15 protein-coding genes are annotated in these 20,592 nt (G+C 71.6%); 5 read left to right on the top strand and 10 right to left on the bottom strand.

The window, feature by feature from the left end:
• Positions 1 to 134: 134 nt before the first annotated feature.
• The 4 genes from C6Y14_RS11740 to C6Y14_RS11725 all read right to left on the bottom strand — a co-directional run bounded on the left by C6Y14_RS11740 (position 135) and on the right by C6Y14_RS11725 (position 5,779).
• Entirely contained in the window at positions 135 to 1,592 is a 1,458-nt protein-coding gene (locus C6Y14_RS11740) for an NCS2 family permease (RefSeq protein WP_107016546.1), read from the bottom strand.
• Between the two features lie 259 nt (positions 1,593 to 1,851).
• Positions 1,852 to 4,275: a xanthine dehydrogenase family protein molybdopterin-binding subunit gene (locus tag C6Y14_RS11735; protein WP_107016545.1), complete on the bottom strand. Its 2,424-nt coding sequence runs from the start codon at positions 4,273 to 4,275 to the stop codon at positions 1,852 to 1,854.
• Positions 4,276 to 4,277: 2 nt separating this feature from the next.
• Positions 4,278 to 4,889 carry a (2Fe-2S)-binding protein gene (locus C6Y14_RS11730; protein WP_107016544.1) on the bottom strand — a complete coding sequence of 204 codons (612 nt, stop codon included), beginning with the start codon at positions 4,887 to 4,889 and terminating at the stop codon, positions 4,278 to 4,280.
• A complete protein-coding gene (locus C6Y14_RS11725; protein ID WP_107016543.1) occupies positions 4,889 to 5,779 on the bottom strand; it encodes an FAD binding domain-containing protein in 891 nt (296 codons plus the stop codon). The genes C6Y14_RS11730 and C6Y14_RS11725 overlap by 1 nt, the downstream gene beginning before the upstream one ends.
• Positions 5,780 to 6,148: 369 nt before the next feature.
• On the opposite strand from C6Y14_RS11725, the gene C6Y14_RS11720 reads away from it, so the two are divergent.
• Both C6Y14_RS11720 and C6Y14_RS11715 read left to right on the top strand, forming a co-directional pair.
• Positions 6,149 to 7,906, top strand: coding sequence for a PucR family transcriptional regulator (locus C6Y14_RS11720; RefSeq protein ID WP_107016542.1), 1,758 nt, complete (start codon positions 6,149 to 6,151; stop codon positions 7,904 to 7,906).
• A gap of 190 nt (positions 7,907 to 8,096) precedes the next feature.
• Complete coding sequence (locus C6Y14_RS11715) at positions 8,097 to 8,870, top strand: hypothetical protein (protein WP_107016930.1); 774 nt, start codon at positions 8,097 to 8,099, stop codon at positions 8,868 to 8,870.
• Positions 8,871 to 9,196: 326 nt separating this feature from the next.
• On the opposite strand, the gene C6Y14_RS11710 is transcribed toward C6Y14_RS11715, so the two are convergent.
• The gene (locus C6Y14_RS11710) at positions 9,197 to 10,030 is read right to left on the bottom strand and encodes a GntR family transcriptional regulator (protein WP_404828785.1); all 834 of its coding nucleotides are present in this window, start codon (positions 10,028 to 10,030) and stop codon (positions 9,197 to 9,199) included.
• Between the two features lie 467 nt (positions 10,031 to 10,497).
• Between C6Y14_RS11710 and C6Y14_RS11705 the strand changes: the two genes are divergently transcribed.
• The gene (locus C6Y14_RS11705) at positions 10,498 to 11,448 is read left to right on the top strand and encodes a (2Fe-2S)-binding protein (RefSeq protein ID WP_107016540.1); all 951 of its coding nucleotides are present in this window, start codon (positions 10,498 to 10,500) and stop codon (positions 11,446 to 11,448) included.
• Between the two features lie 321 nt (positions 11,449 to 11,769).
• Positions 11,770 to 12,801, top strand: a complete 1,032-nt coding sequence (locus C6Y14_RS11700) for a DUF2637 domain-containing protein (protein ID WP_107016539.1) — start codon at positions 11,770 to 11,772, stop codon at positions 12,799 to 12,801.
• 52 nt (positions 12,802 to 12,853) lie between these two features.
• On the opposite strand, the gene C6Y14_RS11695 is transcribed toward C6Y14_RS11700, so the two are convergent.
• The 3 genes from C6Y14_RS11695 to C6Y14_RS11685 form a co-directional block, all read right to left on the bottom strand.
• Positions 12,854 to 13,192 (bottom strand): ATP-binding protein, encoded by a 339-nt coding sequence (locus tag C6Y14_RS11695; protein WP_225891022.1) that lies wholly within the window; start codon positions 13,190 to 13,192, stop codon positions 12,854 to 12,856.
• 848 nt (positions 13,193 to 14,040) lie between these two features.
• Positions 14,041 to 14,577, bottom strand: coding sequence for a hypothetical protein (locus tag C6Y14_RS11690; RefSeq protein WP_107016537.1), 537 nt, complete (start codon positions 14,575 to 14,577; stop codon positions 14,041 to 14,043).
• Positions 14,578 to 14,699: 122 nt separating this feature from the next.
• The gene (locus C6Y14_RS11685; protein ID WP_107016536.1) at positions 14,700 to 15,344 is read right to left on the bottom strand and encodes a hypothetical protein; all 645 of its coding nucleotides are present in this window, start codon (positions 15,342 to 15,344) and stop codon (positions 14,700 to 14,702) included.
• Between the two features lie 333 nt (positions 15,345 to 15,677).
• On the opposite strand from C6Y14_RS11685, the gene C6Y14_RS11680 reads away from it, so the two are divergent.
• Positions 15,678 to 17,099: a helix-turn-helix domain-containing protein gene (locus C6Y14_RS11680; RefSeq protein ID WP_225891021.1), complete on the top strand. Its 1,422-nt coding sequence runs from the start codon at positions 15,678 to 15,680 to the stop codon at positions 17,097 to 17,099.
• Between the two features lie 44 nt (positions 17,100 to 17,143).
• Here the strand turns inward: C6Y14_RS11680 and C6Y14_RS11675 are convergent, their stop codons facing one another.
• Both C6Y14_RS11675 and C6Y14_RS45835 read right to left on the bottom strand, forming a co-directional pair.
• Complete coding sequence (locus tag C6Y14_RS11675; RefSeq protein WP_107016534.1) at positions 17,144 to 18,886, bottom strand: pyruvate dehydrogenase; 1,743 nt, start codon at positions 18,884 to 18,886, stop codon at positions 17,144 to 17,146.
• Between the two features lie 85 nt (positions 18,887 to 18,971).
• A complete protein-coding gene (locus tag C6Y14_RS45835; protein ID WP_404828768.1) occupies positions 18,972 to 20,165 on the bottom strand; it encodes a protein phosphatase 2C domain-containing protein in 1,194 nt (397 codons plus the stop codon).
• Positions 20,166 to 20,592 lie beyond the last annotated feature (427 nt).

Below are 20,592 nucleotides of genomic sequence, written 5' to 3'. Positions count from 1 at the left end.
GGGCAGCCGTAGGGCTCCGTCGTGATCTGCGGCCCGGCTTTTGGTCTTCAGGGGCGCGGGGAACTGCGCGGCCAGCCCCCACCGGGGCGCAGGTTGAATCACCGGCGCCCTCAGCTGAGCGCCTAGCCGCGCGCCTAGTGGATGCCCATCCAGCTTTCTATCGGGCTCAGGGCGAAGAAGATCAGGAAGATGGCCGTCAAGCCCCACATGAAGGCTCCTACCTCCCGCGCCCTGCCCTGCGCGATCTTGATGGCGACGTAACTGATGACCCCGGCCGCGACCCCCGCCGTGATGGAGTACGTGAACGGCATGATCACGACGGTCAGGAAGACCGGGATCGCCGTGGCGCGGTCGGCCCAGTCCACATGGCGGGCGTTCATCATCATCATGGCGCCGATGACCACCAGCGCCGCCGCCGCGACCTCCCCGGGGACGATCGCCGTCAGCGGGGTGAAGAAGAGGCAGGCCGCGAAGAACAGCCCCGTGACGACCGAGGACAGCCCCGTTCGGGCGCCCTCGCCGACCCCCGTCGCGGACTCCACGAACACCGTCTGGCCGGAGGCGCCCGCGACGCCGCCGATCGCACCGCCCGCCCCGTCGATGAACAGCGCCTTGGACAGGCCCGGCATCCGGCCCTTGTCGTCGGCGAGGCCCGCCTCCGTGCCGACACCGATGATCGTGGCCATCGCGTCGAAGAACCCGGCGAGCACGAGCGTGAACACGATCATGCCGACCGTCATCGCCCCGACCGAGCCCCACCCGCCGAACTCGACGTCACCGAAGATCGAGAAGTCGGGCATCGACACCGCACTGCCGTGCAGTTCGGGGGCACCACTCGCCCACTGCTTCGGATCGATCACGTCGAGCGCGTTGAGGACGACGGCGAGTACGGTGCCGCCGACTATGCCGATCAGGATCGCGCCGGGGATGCCGCGGGCCTGGAGCATGAAGATGGCGAGCAGCGTGACGGCGAACAACAGCACGGGCCAGCCCGCCAGTTCACCCGTCGCGCCGAGCGAGACCGGGGTCGCCTTGCCCTGGTGGACGAAGCCCGCCTTCACCAGGCCGATGAGCGCGATGAACAGCCCGATGCCCATCGTGATCGCGTGTTTCAGCGCCAGCGGGATCGCGTTCATGATCATCTCGCGTAGTCCGGTGACCACGAGCAACATGATCACCACGCCGTACATCACGCACATGCCCATGGCCTGCGGCCAGGTCATCTGGGGCGCGACCTGCGAGGAGAGAACGCCCGAGACGGACAGTCCCGCGGCGAGGGCCAGCGGCACCTTGCCGAAGAAGCCCATCAGGAGTGTGGTGAAGGCCGCCGCGAACGCGGTCGCGGTGATGAGTGCCTGCTGACCGAGCGTGTTCCCCGCCGCGTCCTTGCCGGACAGGATCAGGGGGTTGAGGAGGAGGATGTACGCCATGGCCATGAAGGTCGTGACGCCGCCGCGCATCTCACGCGCGACCGTGCTTCCCCGCAGGGAAATGTGGAAGTAGCGGTCGAGCCAGGACCGGCCGGCCGGGACGCGGGTTCCTTCACCCGCGTCGTCGGCGGTGGTCCTGGGCTCCAGTGACTGCTGGGTCATGGTGCCTTCTCCCAAGGTTCATAGGGGCACCCGCGGCTTGCTTTCTGCTCGCGCGGGTTTTGGGAAGGTGCACGACCCGGGGGACGGCCCGAGACGAGACGCGGTGCTGTACTTGTGCGGTTGCCGGGGACCGGGTGCCGTGGGATGTACGGTCGCCCGGCGCCGGGTGGCCGTTCCTGTGCCCACCCGTTCCTCCCCCAGTGCCTTAAGGGCCTGGGCCCCCAGCGGAACGCCTGCCCACAGGAACGGCGGCAGGCGACTACGCCATGCCCGTCAGGTGTTCCGGGCGGACCGGCGTCCTGTTGAGGTCCAGGCCCGTCGCGTTGCGGATGGCCGCGAGGACGGCCGGGGTCGACGACAGGGTCGGGGCCTCGCCGATGCCACGGAGCCCGTACGGCGCGTGGTCGTCGGCGAGTTCGAGCACGTCGACGGGGATGGTCGGCGTGTCGAGGATCGTGGGGATGAGGTAGTCGGTGAAGGAGGGGTTCCTGACCTTCGCCGTGACGGGGTCGACGATGATCTCCTCCATCACCGCGATGCCCAGGCCCTGTGTCGTACCGCCCTGGATCTGGCCGATGACGGACAGCGGGTTGAGCGCCTTGCCGACATCCTGCGCGCAGGCCAGTTCGATGACCTTCACCAGGCCCAGTTCGGTGTCCACCTCGACGACCGCGCGGTGGGCGGCGAACGAGTACTGCACGTGGCCGTTGCCCTGTCCGGTGCGCAGGTCGAAGGCCTCGGTCGGCCGGTGCCGCCACTCCTCCTCGACCTCGACGGCCTCGTCTTCGAGGACGTCGACCAGGTCGGCCAGGACCTCGCCGCCGTCGGTGACGACCTTGCCGCCCTCCAGGAGCAGTTCGGCACTCGCCCAGGCCGGGTGGTACGTACCGAGCTTGCGGCGGCCGATCTCCAGGACCTTCTCGCGGACCAGTTCGCACGCGTTCTTGACGGCTCCGCCGGTGACGTACGTCTGGCGGGATGCCGAGGTCGAACCGGCCGAGCCCACCTGCGTGTCCGCCGGCTGGATCGTCACCTGGGCGACGCCCAGCTCGGTGCGGGCGATCTGCGCGTGGACGGTGACCCCGCCCTGGCCGACCTCCGCCATGGCGGTGTGGACGGTCGCGACGGGTTCGCCGCCGACGACCTCCATACGGACCTTGGCGGTCGAGTAGTCGTCGAAGCCTTCGGAGAAGCCGACGTTCTTGATGCCGACCGCGTAGCCGACGCCCCGTACGACTCCTTCGCCGTGGGTGGTGTTGGAGAGGCCGCCGGGGAGCTGGCGGACGTCCGCCGCCTCGCCGGCCGCGAGCCACTGCTGCTCCGGCGGCATGGGCATCGCCTTGACGCGGCGCAGGAGTTCGGCGACCGGGGCGGGTGAGTCGACGGGCTGCCCGGTGGGCATCAGCGTGCCCTGGGACATGGCGTTGAGCTGCCGGAACTCGACCCGGTCCATGCCGACCGCGTCGGCGAGCTTGTCCATCTGCGCCTCGTAGGCGAAGCACGCCTGGACCGCGCCGAAGCCGCGCATGGCGCCGCAGGGCGGGTTGTTGGAGTAGAGGGCGATGGCTTCGATGTCGACGTCTTCGAGGACGTACGGGCCGACCGCCAGGGATGCCGCGTTGCCGACGACCGCCGGGGACGCGGAGGCGTACGCGCCGCCGTCCAGGACGATCCGGCACTTCATGTGGGTCAGCTTCCCGTCCTTCGTCGCCCCGTGCTCGTAGTGGAGCTTGGCGGGGTGGCGGTGGACGTGGCCGAAGAAGGACTCGAAGCGGTTGTAGACGATCTTGACCGGTTTGCCCGTGCGGAGGGCCAGCAGACAGGCGTGGATCTGCATGGACAGGTCCTCGCGGCCTCCGAAGGCGCCGCCGACCCCGGAGAGCGTCATCCGCACCTTGTCCTCGGGCAGACCGAGGACGGGGGCGATCTGGCGCAGGTCGGAGTGCAGCCACTGGGTGGCCACGTAGAGGTCCACGCCGCCGTCCTCGGCGGGTACGGCGAGGCCCGACTCGGGGCCGAGGAACGCCTGGTCCTGCATGCCGAAGGTGTACTCGCCCTCGACGACGAAGTCCGCGCGGTCGCGGGCCGCCTCGACGTCGCCGCGGACGATGGGCTGGCGGTGCACGATGTTCGGGTGGGCGACATGGCCGATGTGGTGGTCGTCGCGGCCCTCGTGGATCAGCGGGGCGTCCGGCGCGGTGGCCGAGGCCTCGTCCGTGACGACCGGCAGCTCCCGGTACTCCACCTTGATCTTGGCGGCGGCGCGGCGGGCGGTCTCGGGGTGGTCGGCGGCGACGATCGCGACGGGCTCGCCGTGGTGGCGTACCCGGCCGTGGGCCAGTACCGGGGTGTCCTGGATCTCCAGGCCGTAGTTCTTCACGGCGGTCGGCAGGTCGTCGTACGTCAGGACCGCGTAGACGCCGGGTGTCGCGAGGGCCTCGCCGGTGTCGAGGGAGACGATCTCGGCGTGCGCGACCGTGGAGCGCAGGATCTGGCCCCACAGCATGTCTTCGTGCCACATGTCGGACGAGTAGGCGAACTCGCCGGTGACCTTGAGGGTGCCGTCCGGGCGCAGCGTGGACTCGCCGATGCCGCCCTTGGTCCGTGAACCCTGGGTGACCTTCGTGGGAGTACCGACGGGAGCGGTGGCGCGGGCCCCGTCGGCAGTGGTGTCGGTAGCCATCGTCAGACCGCCTCTCCCTGACGGGCGGCCGCCAGGCGGACCGCGTCCATGATCTTCTCGTAGCCGGTGCAGCGGCAGAGGTTGCCCGAGAGCGCCTCGCGGATGTCCGCGTCGGTCGGGGTGGGGTTGCGCTCCAGCATCTCGTCGGCCGCGACCAGCAGGCCGGGGGTGCAGAAGCCGCACTGGACGGCTCCGGCGTCGATGAACGCCTGCTGGATGGGGGCGAGTTCGGCGCCCTCGCCGGTCTGTGAGTCGGAGGGCCGCGCCTCCCAGCGCTTGGCCGCGTCCAGGGGCGTACCGCAGGCGCCGGGGCCCGCGGACGCTCCGGAGGCCTCGGAGGCGCAGCCGCCGTGCTGCTCGCGCTGCTTGGCGAAGTCCGCCAGGCCCTCGACCGTGACGACGTCCCGGCCCTCGACCTGCCCGGCCGCGACCAGACAGGAACACACCGGAACGTTGTCCAGGCGGACCGTGCAGGAGCCGCACTCGCCCTGCTCGCAGGCGTTCTTCGAGCCCGGCAGGCCCATCCGTTCCCTCAGCACGTACAGCAGGGACTCGCCCTCCCACACGTCGTCGGCTTCCTGCGGACGGCCGTTGACCGTGAAACTGACGCGCATTACGCGACTCCCTCCGTGCGGGCGGCGGTGCCGCGGTACGACTCCCAGGTCCAGGTCAGCGTGCGGCGGGCCATGATGCCCACCGCGTGGCGGCGGTAGCTCGCGGTGCCCCGGACGTCGTCGATGGGATTGCAGGCGCCGGAGCACAGCTCGGCGAACTGCTTGGCCACCGACGGGGTGATGATCTTGCCGTTGTCCCAGAAGCCGCCCTCTTCGAGCGCCGCGTTCAGGAATTCCTCCGCCGCCTTGGCCCGGACGGGCGTGGGCGCGGCCGAGCCGATGCCGGTGCGGACCGTGCGGGTGGCGGGGTGCAGGGCGAGGCCGAAGGCGCAGACCGCGATCACCATGGCGTTGCGGGTGCCGACCTTGGAGTACTGCTGCGGGCCGTCCGCCTTCTTGATGTGGACGGCGCGGATCAGCTCGTCGGGGGCGAGCGCGTTGCGCTTCACCCCGGTGTAGAAGGCGTCGATCGGGATCAGCCGGGAGCCCCGGACGGACTCGGCCTCGACCTCGGCGCCCGCCGCGAGGAGGGCGGGGTGGGCGTCACCGGCCGGGGAGGCGGTGCCGAGGTTGCCGCCGACTCCCCCGCGGTTGCGGATCTGCGGGGAGGCCACGGTGTGGGAGGCCAGGGCCAGGCCGGGCAGCTCGCCGCGCAGGTTGTCCATGATCGCCGAGTAGGGGACCGAGGCGCCCAGGCGGACCGACTCCTCGCCGACCTCCCAGTCGTCCAGCTCGCCGATGCGGTTGAGGTCCAGCAGGTACTCGGGCCGGCGGTGGTCGAAGTTGATCTCGACCATCACGTCGGTGCCACCCGCAATCGGCACAGCTGTGGGATGCGCTGCCTTCGCGGCGAGCGCTTCCTCCCAGCTGGCGGGGCGAAGGAAGTCCATGACCGGCTCTCTTCTTCGTCTCGTTGATGGTGCTGATCAAGCCAGATCGTGTGCGGCGGCCCAGGCTCGTTCATGAGGTGTTCACGTGGATGGGAGTCAGTACACAGCCCGTTCCACCAACGGGGTCAGTCACCGAAACCATGAAGGAGTTGGCTGGCCAGGGCGCGCATCTTGTAGATTCGTATGAACGGAAGTCATCAGTAACCTCTTGGCTTTCCCCGGGAAACGTCAGACGCAGCCCGCTGCGCGCCGGCCACCGGCCGGAATGAGTCCTCCTCCGTCCTCTTCCTCTCTCCCCTTCATCGGTTCGACCTCCTCCATCGGTTCCCCATCCATCGTAATTTTTCGAGACAGAACGGCGGCGACGAGATGCGGCTGCGCGCACTGCTGGACACGGACGCGCTGGGCCTGCGGCTGCTCGGCGGCCAGGACGAGCTGGACCGGACGGTGCGTGGCGTGATGACCACGGACCTGCGGGACCCGAGTCGCTATCTGTCGGGCGGTGAGTTGGTCCTCACCGGTCTCGCCTGGCGTCGTGGCCCGGCCGACTCCGAGCCCTTCGTACGGCTCCTCGCGGGCGCCGGGGTCACGGCACTGGCCGCGGGCGAGGCCGAGCTGGGCCCGGTCCCGGACGATCTGGTGGCGGCCTGCGCGCAGCACCGGCTGCCGCTGTTCGCCGTCAACGAGTCGGTGGCCTTCGCGACGATCACCGAGCACGTCGTGCGGCAGGTGTCGGGCGAGCGCGCCGGGGACCTGGCGGCCGTGGTGGACCGGCACCGCCGGATGATGACCTCCGGGCCGGCGGGCGGCGGCCCGGACGTGGTCCTGGACCTGCTGGGCTCCGACCTGGACCTGCGGGCCTGGGTGCTCTCCCCCGCCGGGCGCCTGATCGCGGGCTCACGGCTCGCGGAGACCGAGCTGCCCGCCCATGTGTGCACCACCCTGGCCGGTGAGCACCTGGCGGCCGTCCGCACGGGCCGGCGCGGCCCGCACCGGGTGACGGTGGGCCCGGCCACGTATTCCCTGTTCCCGGTCCGCGGCGGCGGACGCGGTACGGCGGCGGGTGCCCGGGACGTACGCGAGACGGTGCTGTCGGAGTGGCTGCTCGCGGTCGAGGCGGACGCCGGGGACTGGCCGGAGGAGCGGCTCGACCTGCTGGAGGGCGTGACGCAGCTGATCGCCGTGGAGCGGGAGCGCCGGGACGCGGCGCGCACCGTGCGGCGCAGGCTCGCGCAGGAGGTGCTTGAGCTGGTGCAGACCGGTGCCGCGCCCGCTGAGATCGCGGCGCGGCTGCGGGTCGCGGCGCCCGTGCTGCTGCCGGGGCTGGGCGCGGCCCCGCACTGGCAGGTCGTGGTCGCGCGAGTCGAATGGGACGAGGTGAAGGGCGGGCCCGCGGGATTCCCGGCCGAGTCCGCCGCCGGGGGAAGACGCGCCGAGGGGCCCGCGGGCGCGCCGGCGGGCGCACTGGCGGGCGGTCCGGTGGCGCAGGCGCTCCTGGAGGAGATCCTCGTCGACCCGCTGTCGTCGGGCCCTGAGCCGTCGGACCGGATCGCGGTCGCCCACACGGGTGACGAGGCCGTCGCGCTCGTCCCGCTGCCCGCCGTCTCCTCGGAGCACGACGGCTCGGAGACGGGCCTGCTCGCCGACGCGATCCTGGCGGCCGTACGCGAGCCGCTGTCGGCCGGGCTCGACGGCGACGGGCGGCTCACGCTGGGCGTCAGCGCGGCCGTGCACTCGGCGGAGGGCCTGCGCGGCGCCCTGGAGGAGGCACGGCACGCACGCCGGGTGGCCGCGGCCAGGCCCGGGCGGGTGTGCGCGGCGGGCCACCAGGAGCTGGCGTCGCACGTACTGCTGCTGCCCTTCGTGCCGGACGACGTACGCCGCGCCTTCACGGCGCGGCTGCTGGACCCGCTCCGCGAGTACGACCGGCGGCACCGCGCCGAGCTGATCCCGACGCTGGAGGCGTTCCTCGACTGCGACGGGTCCTGGACGCGCTGCGCGGCCCGGCTGCATCTGCACGTCAACACGCTGCGCTATCGGGTCGGGCGTATCGAGCAGTTGACGGGCCGAGATCTTTCCCGCCTTGAGGACAAGCTGGACTTCTTCCTCGCGCTGCGGATGAGCTGAGGTCACAGCGCTGCGGGCGGCGCGGCCATCGCCGTCGGGGTGTGATCGGGAGCCCTGGACGGGCGTCAAGTCTCTTCTCCGCCCCACGACTTTGTGAAATCCTTCACCCACCCCCTTGGCCGGGCGCGCTGATTCGTGCTGAGATGCCGCCACCACTCAACAGCTCAATGGCGTGCTCGGGGAGGGCAACGTGGCGTATCCCGCCATGTCTGGTTACGGAACTGCTGCAGGGGACGATCCACTCCAGACCGCGGTATGGCGGTTGCGTTCACGCGCCTGCTGGGCCGACGCGGCGGCCCTCCTGGAACCGAACACGGCATCGGCGGCTCTCCAGAGAGCGTCACTCCTCGTCGAACGCTGCCTCTACACCGAGCAGGGCTGGGCGGAGGCGGAGGACGCGCTGCGTACGGCGGAGGCGCTGGCCCAGAGCGACGACGAGCGGGGGGCGGCGGCGTGCGAGCGCGGGCAGCTCGCGTACGCGTCCACGCTGCTCGCGGTCCGCGACCGCGCCGACGAGGCACGGGCCGCGCTCGGCCGGGCGGCGGCCCTGATCGCGCCGGGCGCCAAGGGGCGGGCGCTGCTGGACTTCAGGCGCGGGCTGCTCGCGGAGAACCTGGCGCACTCGCCGCAGTCCGCGCGCGCGGCCTATCGCCGGGCCCACGCGGGCGCCACCGCGCACGACGACCCGCTGCTGCTGTCCTTCACCTGGCGCCACCTCGCGGGACTCGCGCTGCGCGAGGGCGAGCTGGCGGAGGCGCGGCACGGCTTCGCCGAATCCCTGCGCATCCGTGAGGAGTTGGGCTACCTGGTGGGTACGGCTCCGGCGCTGGCGTCCCTCGCCGACGCGGAGACCGAACCGGAGGCGGCCCGACTCCGGGCGGAGGCGGGCCGCCTGTTCAAACTCCTGGGAGGAGTACCCACATGGCTGGCGGACCAACTGACGCCCCCTGCGGCCACGGCATGACACCCACGCCCGCAACCGCTTAGGGCACGGCCCACACGGACCCGACAGAGCCCCGCTGCCTCTTCGGGGCGGGGCCGGACACGCGGACCCGGCGTCTTTCAGAGGCGCGGGGCACACGGACCCGCCGTCTCTTCCGGGCCCCGCACACGCGGACCCGCCGTCCTTTAGGGGTACGGGTCACACGGACCCGCCAGCTCTTCCAAGCGCCGCACACGCAGACCCGCCGTCCTTTAGGGGCGCGGGGAACTGCGCGACCAGCCCCCACCGGGCCCGCAGACGAACGACACCCCGACCCCGACCCCACCCTCGCCCCCGGAGGGGACCCGCTACACGCCCGCGAAGTGCTCCCGTATCAACGCCTGCGCAGCCGAAACGTCCGAGTCGGACAACGCGTCCAGCAACGCCGTGTGCTGAGCCGCATCAGCGAGAAGGTCGGCACGCGGACGCCGACCGGGCGCCCCGGCCATCGGCCACTGGGCACGACGGTGGAGGTCGTCCGCGAGCTGCACCAACTGACGGTTGCCCGACAAGGCAAGCACCGCCGAGTGAAAGGCCCGGTCGGACTCGGCGTAGCGCGCGAGATCACCGGTGCCCGCCACAGCCACGGTCGCGTCGGCGAGCGGCCGCAGCTCCGCCCAGCAGGGCGCAGCCACCGTACGGGTCAGCCGCAGCATCACCGGCATCTCGACGAGGGCCCGGATCTCGGCCAGCTCGGCCAGTTCACGGGCCCCGCGCCGGATCACACGGAAGCCGCGGTTCGGCACGACCTCGACCGCGCCCTCGTTCGCGAGCTGCTGCATCGCCTCGCGTACGGGGGTCGCCGACACACCGAAGCGTTCGCCGAGCGCGGGGGCGGAGTAGACCTCACCGGGCGCGAGGTCACCGGCGACGAGGGCGGACCGCAACGCGTCAAGAACCTGCCCGCGGACGGAGACCCGCTGAATCACGGGCCGAGGAGCCGCGACGGCGAAGACGGGCCCGGACACGGGGCCGACCGAGGCCGTACGGGCATCGGGCACACGGCGCCCCGACGGCGTACCGCGGTCACCGGTGGCGCCCGGCCCACCCAGGGCCTCCGGGACTTCGGCAGCGCCGGAAGCCCCCGGCGCTCCGCTTGATGCCGGGGCGCGCCCGGGACCACCCAGGACTCCCGACGCCAAGGCCGAAGCCGAAGCCGAGGTCGAGGTCGAAGCCGAGGTCGCATGGGCGTCCGGTACGCCCTCGCGCGTCACCCGCGGCTGGGGGATCGGAGTCTCGCTGTGGGTGTGCTCACCGCGGGCCGCGTGCGCGACGGGAGCGGCGGGAGCCGCCGGAGTCACGGCAGCGGGGCCGCCCCGGGAGGCCTCGCCCCGACCGGCCCCTGGCTGCCACGTACCGCCACCACTGCCGCCGCCACGGCTCTCCGAGCGTCCCTGCGGCGGCACCCGCAGGGCAGCACCCTCGGACTGACCACGCGAACCGGTCTTCTCCACGGGAGCCTCCTCCGGGCTGGCGCCGGCGCTGGTGGTGGGTGTGCGGGTGGCCATGTCGGGTGGGTCCGTCGTGACCCCGACAGAACAGGGTAAACCTCGACCCTATCGGGTAAGGTAAGCCTTACCTGTCGAAGATCGAGAAACGGGGTCCCCGCATGTCCGCTCCGGCCCCGGCCCGCTCGGCCCTCACCGAGGCGTACACGCGGATGACCGAGGTGTTCCCGGCCCTGGGTGTGACGGAGCTCGCCCCCGGCGAACCCGCCCCGACGGGCGACGGGCGGGTCGGGGTCGCGAGGCTCGCGGAGGCGGGACCCGAGTTCGAGACCTATCTCGCGTGGGACGACGAGCAGGTGCTCGCCGACCACGGCCGGCGGGCCCGCCCGGACGTCATCGCCAGCTTCGGTCTGCACCGGTACGCCTGGCCGGCCTGTCTGCTGATCACGGTTCCGTGGTTCGTGCTGCGCCGCGTCCCCCGATTCCCCGTACAGGACGTCACCTTCCAGCGCATGCCCGGCCGTATCGCGGTGCGGGTCGGCGAGTTCGCCTGCCTGCCGGACGACCCGGCGGCCACACTGCCCGGCGCCCGCGTCGTCCGGGACGAAGAGGCTCTGCGCGCCGAGGTGCGGGCCTCCGTCGCCGAGCATCTGGAGCCGGTCCTGAGCGGTTTCGGCCCGCGGATGAGGCGCCGGGGCCGCGCCCTGTGGGCCATGGCCACCGACGAGGTCGTCGAGAGCCTTCATTACGTCGCCGGCCTGCTCGGCGAGCAGGAGCGCGCGACGCGGGAGCTGGAGCAGCTGTTCCCCGGCACCGTCAAGCCGTACGTCGGTACGGCCGGCTTCCGTGAGGTGACCGGTTCGAACGGCGAGTGCCTGCCCACCCGGGACCGGGCCAGTTGCTGCTTCTACTACACCCTCGACGCCGAGGACACCTGCGCCAACTGCCCCCGCAACACCGAGGCCGTGCGCATCGCGAAACTGACGGCCCAGTCGGCCGAAACGGCCGAGACGGCCCGGACGGCGGAGACCGCCCCGGCCGCGGAGACGGCCCACGCAGCGGAAGCGGCCCGATCGGCGGAGGCGGCGGAGACGGCCGCGGCGGCGGCCTGAGCCCCGCGCGAGATCACCTTCCGCGTCCAGTAAGATCAACTCGGCCTGGTCCCGGGTTCTTTGCCATGGACGCGGGCACTGAGGTCACGGCTGGTTCACAATATCCTCACTTGGCGCAGGAACTTTCCGTGGAACCACCCGTACGGGTAATCTAACTCGAACTCAACTCCCGCTCCTCAAGCGGCAGTTCGAGGAGAATGCCGCCCACGCGCATCCCCTTGCACTCTCTTGGCGGCCTCTTGCCCCGAAACCCCCTGAGGACCCGCGGGATTGGGCCACTATGACGGGCGTTACGCCCTATCCCAATGCAAGGGACCCCAGATGAGACTGACCGACATATCGCTGAACTGGCTGCTACCCGGCGCCGTGCTGCTCCTGGGCCTGCTGGCGGCGGTTGCGGTGCTCGCGCGTGGCAAGCGCGCCGGGGAGAAGACCCACGCCGAGGACTCGTGGGAGCGCACCGAGGAACGCCGCAGGCGCAAGGAGGCCGTCTACGGCACCGCCTCCTACGTCCTGCTGTTCTGCTGCGCCGCGGTCGCCGCCGCACTCTCCTTCCACGGCCTGGTCGGCTTCGGCGAGCAGAATCTGAACCTGTCCGGCGGCTGGCAGTACCTGGTGCCGTTCGGCCTGGACGGCGCGGCCATGTTCTGCTCCGTGCTCGCGGTGCGCGAGGCCAGCCACGGTGACGCGGCGCTCGGCTCCCGCATACTCGTGTGGACGTTCGCGGCCGCCGCCGCCTGGTTCAACTGGGTGCACGCCCCCCGGGGCCTCGGCCACGCGGGCGCTCCGCACTTCTTCGCCGGCATGTCCCTGTCGGCCGCAGTCCTGTTCGACCGCGCGCTGAAGCAGACCCGTCGCGCCGCTCTGCGTGAGCAGGGCCTGGTGCCCCGGCCGCTGCCCCAGATCCGGATCGTACGGTGGCTGCGCGCCCCTCGTGAGACGTACGGCGCCTGGTCGCTGATGCTCCTTGAGAACGTGCGCAGCCTGGACGAGGCCGTCGAGGAAGTGCGCGAGGACAAGCGCGAGAAGGAGCAGAACCGCCTGCGCCGGCGCGACCAGGAGAAGCTGGACCGCGCCCGCATCAAGGCGATCACCCGCGGTCACCGCGGCGCCCTCGGCCGTGGTGGCCGTCAGGCGGAACTCCAGCCGGCCCAAGCGGCCACCCAGGTCGCTTCGGAGCCTGCCATATCAACGCCGGAACTACCTTCACGCGCCCGACCCTCGTTGCAGCCGGTCCGACGAAGCGGGGACTCGGGGACAGTCGATCTCACCGCGGAGGACGACACAATGGCCCTCCCTCGACTCGATTCCCTTGAGCGCAAGCTGAAGGACCTGGAGCAGCAGTTCGGCTGAGCGGGACCCGGGGCTTCTCAACGGCCTCGACTCTGGATGGGGGCGCGGCATCTCATGCCGCGCCCCCATCCAGTTCGAACCACACCGCCTTCCCCACCCCGTGCATGCGTACGCCCCACGCGTCGGCGAGCGACTGCACCAGGATCAGACCCCTGCCGTGCGTGCCCTCGTCCGCGTTCGGTATCCGCAGCCTCGGCCTGCGTCCCTCGAAGTCCCGCACCTCCACCCGCAGTCCGCGCGGGCCGACGGTCGCTGTGAACAGCGCCTCCTGATCGGTGTGGACGAGCGCGTTGGTCACGATCTCGCTGGTGAGCAGTTCCGCCGTCTCGGACCTGCCGGGCCTCCCCCAGTGGGCGAGCAGCTCACGCAGCGCCCTGCGGACCTCGGGCACGGCCCGGAGATCGCAGCGCCGGAGCCTGCGCCTGAGATGCGAAAAGCCTTCCTGAAGACCTTCCTGAAGGTTTTGTTGAAGACCTTGTTGAAGACCTTGCTGATCGAACGCGATCTCCGCCGTGTTCGCCGTGTCCTCCACGGTCGTGGCCGAATTCACCGTCTCCGCCGAGAAGGCCCCGGATAAGACGGGACCGCCTCCTCGCGCATACCTCTTCATGACCCCCGCCGCTCTCGGTACCCCTCCTGCTCGAACACGTTCACGGAATGCATGCCCCGCCGGGAAACCAGGCAGTCATGTCGATTCCTCAATAACTGGCCGTACGTGAGTCGTTGACGGCCGTACGACGTGGGCCGGCCGGCGGTGGATCACACCCGCGAAGCCTTCGGAAAGGCCCCGCCGACGGCGAGAGGCGGTGGGCGGGGCGAGCGCGGCACACACCGGTCGGCGCGGGTCGCGCGGCGGATCGCGTACGCCCCCCGCCGAGACGGCCGGAGAACGCACTGGTGAGGCGGAGGGCCCCGGTCGACCGGTGGACGGTCCGCGGCGGGCGGACCGCCGAACGTGGTGCCGCTGTCCCGCCGACGCCCGCCCGCGCCGGTCGCGCCCCGGGCGCCGGAGACGGGCCCCGCCCGGGGGACGACGCTGTCCAGCTGCCGCGCCGGGCAGCGGTGTACCGGACGGGCGCACACCGCTTCGCTCCGATGTCTCCGGCTGGCGGAACGGTCGTGGGCGCTCGGTCCATCCGCCGACAGCCATCTGCCGCACCGGCCGTACGCGAGTCGGCCTTGCGCGAGTCGGCCTTCCGCGGCCGCTACTTCGCCTGCTTGCCGCCGATCCCCTTGCGCCTACTTGCCGGCGATCCCCTTGTCCCCGATGTGGATGATCTCGTGGTCACGGTTCATGTCGACGACGAGCCTGGTCGTGGTCCTGTCCCCCCAGGTCATCGTCACGACCGCTTCGGAGTGGTCCGCCTTGCCGTTGTCGGTGACCGTCCACTTCGCCGGCACGTTCTGGGCCCGCAGGACGCCGTCCGCGTGGTTCTCGTCCTCCCAGGCCTCAAGTTCCGTGAGGTAGTCGGCGTCGACGTAGTACTTCCGCAGCTCGGTGACCAGGTTCCCGCCCTCGCCCGGCCCGGCCTGCGCGTCGATGTACGCGCCGTAGAAGTCGGCGATCCGGGTCACCGAGTTCGACGGCTGCCCGCTGACCGGGCGGAGCGCGGCGGTCCGCGCCGTCGTCCCGGCCGAGGTCGCCTCGGCCGACGCGGTGATCGCGAGCGGCAGTGCGGTCGCGGCGACGAGGCCGGCGATCAGGGCGGCACGGCGTCCCCGCCGGTGTGCGGTGGTGCCGGTGGCGTTGCTGTTGTTGCTGTTGCTGCTGTTCATCGGTCCGTGCTCCCCGTTCTGATGCTGATCTCAGGTCATGTCCGGCGCGATGGTCGGTCGCACCGATCGGGGCCGCCCTCTCGACCCCCGTCGCGTGAGGGCGGCCCCGGCTCAGGTGGCGGTCAGTAGAGCTTGTTGACCGCGGTGGTCGTGGTCTTCTTGAAGGCCTTCACGGGCGCGTCGGAGAAGTCGCCCATCTGTCCCCACTTCACGACGGTGACGGCCCGGCCGTCCCGGCCGACCGAGTAGAGGTTGATGTCGGTGGCGCCCCACGTGGTACCGGTGTGCACCCCGTAGACGTGGGCACCCTCTTCGACCGGCAGCGTGCCGTAGTCCTTCAGGGTGGCCTCGACCTCGGGGTCGGCCTGCTCCGCCTTGGCCGCGCAGGCCTTGATCTCCTTGTTCAGCCGCTTGGCGAGGGCATCGGCCTTCGCGTTGCTGCCGACGACGATCGTCAGCTGCTGGGCGTTGGTCTCCAGGTCGGTACGGAAGTCCCGGTACGAGGAGTCGTAGCCCGGCAGCGCGTCCTCCAGGCAGAACACCAGCTCGTCGGGAACACCGGGCGTGACCTTGCCCGCCGTCCAGGCGGAGGAGGGGTGCGGCGGCAGCTGGGCGGCCGACAGGAACTTGGGTGTGCCGCTCGACGTCACCGAGACGGGTGCCGAGGTGTTCACGACGGCACCGGCCGGGCCGGCGAGTACCGTACCGACGGCGAGGGCCGCGGCGGCGAGTGCGGTGAACGCCACGCCTCGGGTGCGCTTGCTCATTGGATGTCCCCCTGTGGTCTGTATGCCTGCACGATCTGTGCGCACGGTCGTTCCGCGTGCATGGCGAATCGCCTGCACAAGTGGTGGGTGGTGTCGCGAGGGCCCGTCGTGGGCTGCCGCCGGCTGGTCGGTCCGGCGGCGGTCGGTGCGACACCAGAAGCATCAGCCGTCACTCGGGGCGTACGCAACAGGAGACGCCGTTTCCACCACCGTGGAACCATCCCATCCCTCCTGACGTGCAGGTATATGGAGTGCCTGGGATGCTCGTCCCGGGCCGGGACAGGCCCCTCGGCCGGGGCGACGACCAGTACGGACGACCAGTACGGGGGAACGGTGTCGACTCGGGACGAGGACGTCGAGGAGTTCGCGGCACTGCTGAGACGTCTGAAGGCGCGGACGGACCGCAGTTACGGTGCCCTGGCGCGCCGGGTGAACATGAACACCTCGACGCTGCACCGCTACTGCGCGGGCGACGCGGTGCCGCTCGACTTCGCACCCGTGGAGCGGTTCGCCGTACTGTGCGGGGCGACCCCGGACGAACGGCTCGAACTGCACCGCCGGTGGATCCTCGCGGTCGCGGCCCGGCAGCGGCCCCGTACGCCCGGTCCGTCCGAGAGCCCGGCCCCGGACCCGACGGAGGACGACGGACCGCAGCCGAGCGAGTCGGACGGGCCGGACGAGCCGGACGAGCCGCATTCCGCGAGTAAGGCGGACCCCACCGACGACGGCCTCGTGTCCGACGCCGTCCCCGCCACCGGAGCCGAAGTCGGAGCCGGAGTTGGAGCCGGAGTCGGAGTGCCACACCCCCGCCCCGCCTGGTACCGGCGGCGGATCACCGTCACCGTCGCGGCGGCGTCCGCGCTGCTTCTCATGCTGGGCAGCCTGTCGGCCCTCTCCGGCGACCGGTCCTCCGACGGCGCCTCCGGAACCGTCCGACCGTCCCCCACGACGGCCACCTCGGACACCCGCCACCGCCCGTCGACGAGCCCGTCCCCCAGCGGGAGCGGCGCCTCACCCTCGTCCGGCGCCAAGGGCAAGGCGTCCAAGTCCCCCGGTGACGGAGCGCCTTCGAGCTCGAAGGGCACCGAGGGCACCAAGGGGAAGCAGAAGACCAACGGCGGCGGAAGCGTCTCCGCGCCCCTCACCTGGACCGCCAACTCGCAGGCCTGGAAGCTCGGCTGCGGCCACGACTACGTCATCCGCAAGGACCCGGGGCAGGTCCCGCCGCCGCCCGCCCCGCAGGACGCCGGGACCTGGGCCGCGACCCAGGGCGCGGTGCACGGGCGGGAGACCAATGTCGAGATCTCCGTACAGGGCCGGACCTCCACCGCCGTCGTCCTGACGGATCTGCGGGTCCGGGTGGTCGGCCGTACCGCCCCCGATCCCGGCACGGTGTACGCCATGGACCAGGGCTGCGGCGGTTCGATCACCCCGCGCTCCTTCGCCGTCGACCTGGACAAGGACCGCCCGATCGCCCGCGCGGTACCCGGCAACGACACCGGCACGCCGATCCCGGCCGTGCGGATGCCCTACCGGGTGTCGGCCTCGGACCCGGAGGTCCTGCTCGTCACCGCGCAGACGGAGAACTGCGGCTGCGACTGGTACCTGGAGCTGGACTGGTCCTCAGAGGGCCGGACCGGCACGGCCCGCATCGACGACCACGGCCGTCCGTTCCGTACGAGCGCCATCAAGGGCCTGCCGCGTTACTGGTACGGAACGGAGGGCTCGGAGCGCAAGTGGGTCCCCGCCGACTGACGACCGGAGCCGCGATCCGTCGCACGGCGCACATCGCACGTCGCCTACGGCCGGGGCACGTTACGCAGGTTCGAGCGGGCCATCTGCGCCATGCGGCCCACTCCCCCGTCGAGGACGATCTTGGACGCCGACAGGGCGAAGCCCGTCACCATCTCCTTGCTGATCTTCGGCGGGATGGACAGGGCGTTCGGGTCGGTGACGACGTCGATGAGGGCGGGGCCCTTGTGCTTGAAGGCGTCCTTCAGGGCGCCCGCCAGCTCCTTGGGCTTCTCGACGCGTACGCCGTAGGCGCCGCAGGCCCGAGCGACGGCGGCGAAGTCGGGGTTCTTGTTGCTCGTGCCGTACGCAGGCAGCCCGCCGACCATCATCTCCAGTTCGACCATGCCGAGCGAGGAGTTGTTGAAGAGGACGACCTTCACCGGCAGGTCGTACTGGACGAGCGTGAGGAAGTCGCCCATCAGCATGGAGAATCCGCCGTCGCCCGACATCGAGACGACCTGGCGGCCACGGTCGGTGAACTGCGCGCCGATGGCCTGCGGCAGGGCGTTCGCCATGGAGCCGTGCGAGAAGGAACCGATGATGCGGCGGCGGCCGTTGGGGGTGATGTAGCGGGCCGCCCACACGTTGCACATGCCGGTGTCGACGGTGAACACGGCGTCGTCGTCGGCGAGTTCGTCGAGGACGGAGGCCACGTACTCCGGGTGGATCGGGACGTGCTTGTCGACCTTGCGGGTGTAGGCCTTCACGACGCCGTCGAGCGCCGCGGAGTGTTTCTTGAGCATCTTGTCGAGGAAGCGGCGGTTGGTCTTGGGGCTCACCCTCGGGGTGAGACAGCGCAGGGTCTCCTTCACATCGCCCCACACCGCGAGGTCAAGCTTCGAACGACGCCCGAGCCGCTCGGGGCGTACGTCGACCTGGGCGATCTTGACGTCGTCGGGGAGGAAGGCGTTGTACGGGAAGTCGGTGCCCAGCAGGATCAGCAGGTCGCACTCGTGGGTCGCCTCGTAGGCGGCGCCGTACCCGAGGAGTCCGCTCATGCCGACGTCGTACGGGTTGTCGTACTGGATCCATTCCTTGCCCCGCAGGGCGTGCCCGACCGGGGACTTGATCTTCTCGGCGAACTCCATCACCTCGGCGTGCGCACCCGCCGTCCCGCTGCCGCAGAAGAGCGTGACCCTGTCGGCCTCGTCGATCATCGCGGCGAGCTTGTCGATCTCGGTGTCACCCGGGCGCACGGTGGGCCGGGAGGTGACGAGGGCGGTCTCGGCGGCCTTGTCCGGGGCGGGCTGGTCGGCGATGTCGCCGGGCAGCGTCACGACGCTCACGCCGCCCTGGCCGACCGCGTGCTGGATGGCGGTCTGCAGGAGGCGGGGCATCTGCTGCGGATTGGAGATCATCTCGCTGTAGTGGCTGCACTCACGGAACAGCTGGTCGGGGTGGGTCTCCTGGAAGAAGCCGAGGCCGATCTCGCTGGACGGGATGTGCGAGGCGAGGGCGAGCACGGGAGCCATGGAGCGGTGGGCGTCGTACAGGCCGTTGATGAGGTGCAGGTTCCCCGGGCCGCAGGAGCCCGCGCAGGCGGCGAGACTGCCGGTGATCTGGGCCTCGGCGCCCGCCGCGAACGCCGCCGTCTCCTCGTGCCGGACATGGATCCAGTCGATGGCGGAGTTGCGCCGGATCGCGTCGACGACCGGGTTGAGGCTGTCGCCGACGACTCCGTACAGGCGTTTGACACCGGCGCGGACGAGGATGTCGATGAACTGCTCGGCGACGTTCTGCTTGGCCATGAGTCACACGCCCTTTGCTGTCGATCGCTCTGACGATCGCTGTCACGGGATCCCCTCAGGTCCCATCTGTTCACAGCGGGCGCGGTTACGCCTCCCAAACGGCGGCGGCCGTCCGGTCGTCGGCGTACCCCTTGACCCGCACCGTGCTGTCCGCGAGGAACGCGGCGACGCCCGGCGGCTCGCCTCCCGACCAGCGGGAGGTGAGGTGTTCGACCAGACGCGGCTCGCCGCGCAGGGGTTCGGCGAGCCCGCCGCTGCACAGCAGGAGCGTGTCGCCCGGGCGGGCGACGGAGGCGCGGAAACGGAAGGGGTCGCGGGGCGGCGGCTCGGGGGCCGGCTCGTACGGGCTGGGGGGTGTGGTGATGTTCAGGTCCATGGTGAGACGGTCGCCGTCGGGCGTCTCGTGGGGTGCGTCGCGCGGTGGCTCGTGGGGGGTCCCGTGCGGGGTCCCGTGGGCTGTCCCGTGAGGCAGCGATCCGAAGCCGACGACCGCCTCGCCCGTGGTGTCGGCGACGCGCGGTTCGATGTCCTGCCACTCCCCGTCCCGCAGCCGGAAGAGGCCGCCCGCTCCGACGCCGAAGAAGACGCGGGTACGGCACTCGGGGTCGGCGGGCAGGAGCAGGCAGCGCAGGCTCGCGGTGTACTCCTCGGGCTCCACGCCCCGCTCGACCGCGCCGGCCCGCAGTCTGCCGAGGCTGCGGTCGGTGAGGCGGTGCAGGCCCGACTTCAGGTCGCCGCGCCTGGCTGCCCTGATGTCCTCGGCCAGCCGGGCGTGGCTGCGGCCCACCGCCCTGCCGATCCACTGGCAGGCCTCGGCGGCGGCACGGTGGGCGTCGGGGGTGGCGCGGGCGCCGGTCGCCATGGCCACCAGGACGAGCGCGTCGTCGCCCGTACCGAAACGGGCGGTGAGCAGGGAGTCCCTGCGGGGCTCGCCCCGGAACCGGGCGGAGTCCCCGCGCACGGACACGGCACGCAGGGTGTACGTCCCGTACGACGCCCCGTCCAGCACGGTGTCGGCCACGAGGTCGTCGAGGTCGTCCGGGTCGGCGGGCGGAAGCGCGGTGGGTTCGGCGTCGTAGGTGGGCGGGCCGGAGCCGACGTGGTCGACGGGGGTGGGGGTTTCGGGCACGCGGAGGGCGGGCCGCTCGGGCAGATCTGACTGATCTGGCTGACCTGGCTGATCTGGCTGATCTGGCTGATCGCCCCGGTAGCCCTGGCCGGACGGCTTGCCGACGGGGACGTCGAGCAGGGTGTCGGGGCGGACGGGTGGGGTGCCCACGGTGGGTGGGGGCCCGATGGTCGGGGGGCCGCCGGGGGCCTGGGGCCAGGTGGGGGGACGGCTGCCGGGGTCCGTAGCCTCCGCGCGCGTCGGCGCCTGCGGCTCCGACTCCGCGGCGGGCGGGGGAACCTCCGTGGACATGGCCTGGCCCTGGCCCTGCTGGAAGGTGGTCGGGCCCGGGGGGCTCGCGGGAGGGGCCTCCCACGGGGCGCGCTGACGCTGCAGTCCGCTGCGCCACAGGGGGTCTGTCTCTGAGCCTGAGCCTGAGCCTCCGGCTTCGGCGGGGGTGCGGGGGTCCGCGGCGCGGGGGCCTGTGGGGTTCGGCCGGGTTTCCGCTACGGGGGTGTTCGGGGGCCACCAGGGTGGGGGCGTACCGCCGGATTGTGTGTCGGGTGCGGGTCGTGGGGGTTGGCCGCGCCGTTCCCCG

Origin of the sequence: Streptomyces dioscori (assembly GCF_003024195.1) — a bacterium.
Lineage (GTDB): Bacteria > Actinomycetota > Actinomycetes > Streptomycetales > Streptomycetaceae > Streptomyces > Streptomyces dioscori.
Note: the sequence above shows the minus strand (reverse complement) of the source record. Positions and strands in the feature narration are given on the sequence as shown.